This window comes from Novosphingobium sp. SG754, assembly GCF_013149315.1.
Lineage (GTDB): Bacteria > Pseudomonadota > Alphaproteobacteria > Sphingomonadales > Sphingomonadaceae > Novosphingobium > Novosphingobium capsulatum.
In genome coordinates, this window is the sequence record NZ_JABGCC010000028.1 from 1 (window position 1) to 1436 (window position 1436).

The following is a 1436-nucleotide window of genomic DNA, read 5'->3' on the forward strand; positions in this document are numbered from 1 at the left end:
CAGCCCATGCCGGGCATCTCAGCCTCGGTCAGCTCAAGGTCATGACGGCCATCGAGAACTGCCGCACCGGTGCACTGGGCGGTCACGTCGAAGCCTGCGATGATTGCGGGCACTGGCGGATCGCCTACAACTCGTGCCGCAACCGGCACTGTCCCAAGTGCCAGGGCGCTGCCGCGCGCACATGGCTGGCCGCGCGCGAGGCCGATCTGTTGCCGGTCGGCTACTTTCACGTGGTGTTCACGGTGCCTGCCGAGATTGCCGACATCGCCTGGCAGAACAAGGCGGTGGTCTATGATCTGTTGTTTCGCGCGGCTGCGGACACCATGCTGACCATCGCAGCCGATCCCAAACATCTGGGCGCGCGGATCGGCATCACCGCCGTGCTGCACACGTGGGGATCGGCACTGGCCCACCATCCGCATGTTCACATGATCGTGCCTGGCGGCGGCATCGCCCCGGATGGTACGCGCTGGATCTCGTCGCGCCCCGCCTTCCTGCTGCCGGTGCGTGTGCTGGGCGCGCTGTTCCGTCGGCTGTTTCTTACGCGCCTGCTGGCGTTGTTCGATGCTGGAAAGCTAGCCTTCTTCAGCACCTTGGCGGGGCTTGCCGCGCGCAAGGCCTTCCTGCGGCATCTGTCGCCAATCCGGAAAAAGCGCTGGGTGGTCTATGCCAAGCCGCCCTTTGCTGGTCCGCAAGCGGTGCTGGCCTATCTCTCGCGCTACACGCACCGCGTTGCCATTTCGAACCGGCGCCTCATTGCCTTCGACGAGACCGGCGCGACGTTCCGGTACAAGGATTATCGCCGCGACGGTGGCGAGCGCCAGCAGGTCATGACGCTGGCAGCCGACGAGTTCATCCGCCGCTTCCTGATCCACGTCCTGCCGCGCGGCTTCCACCGCATCCGGCATTACGGCCTGCTCGCCAGTTCAACCCACAAGGACGCCATGGCGCTCGCCCGCAAGCTGCTGGGCGTTGCCGCGCCAATCCACGGGCCCGAACCCGACGAACCGCCCGACCATCGCCCGCCATGCCCATGTTGCGGCGGGCACATGACCATCATCGAGACCTTCGTCCGCTGGTGCCAACCGCGTGCACCGCCGCAGCCAGCACCGCCGACCCGGGAGAACACGCCATGATCCGGCATGGCTTACCCTGCATAATGGCCGTGAACACTGCGCCCCGGCCAATGGGGATAGGCGTGTCGACGCCGCCAGCACAGTCAAACTTGGGCTCATGGCCAGCAGGATCAGCGGCGCTTCGAGAGAAATGGCCATCTGACTTCCAAGTTATTCCGCCCATCACAGGCTGGCCGGCAGGCTTGCTTCAGCCACCCCAATCCACACCAAAGCCCTTTTACCCATAGACCTGTGCGAGCCTCACCGCGGGTCGTACTTGTAAGACTTTCGTACGCCTGCCGGCGTCCGAAACCCTTCGAC

The 1436-nt window shown here is 65.0% G+C and carries 1 protein-coding gene; it reads left to right on the forward strand.

Translation table 11 applies throughout. The annotated features are described in order from the left end of the window. Positions 1 to 1136, forward strand: a 1136-nt coding sequence (locus FHW97_RS21915) for an IS91 family transposase (protein ID WP_171799753.1), incomplete at its 5' end; no start/stop codon positions are given. Positions 1137 to 1436: the final 300 nt, after the last annotated feature.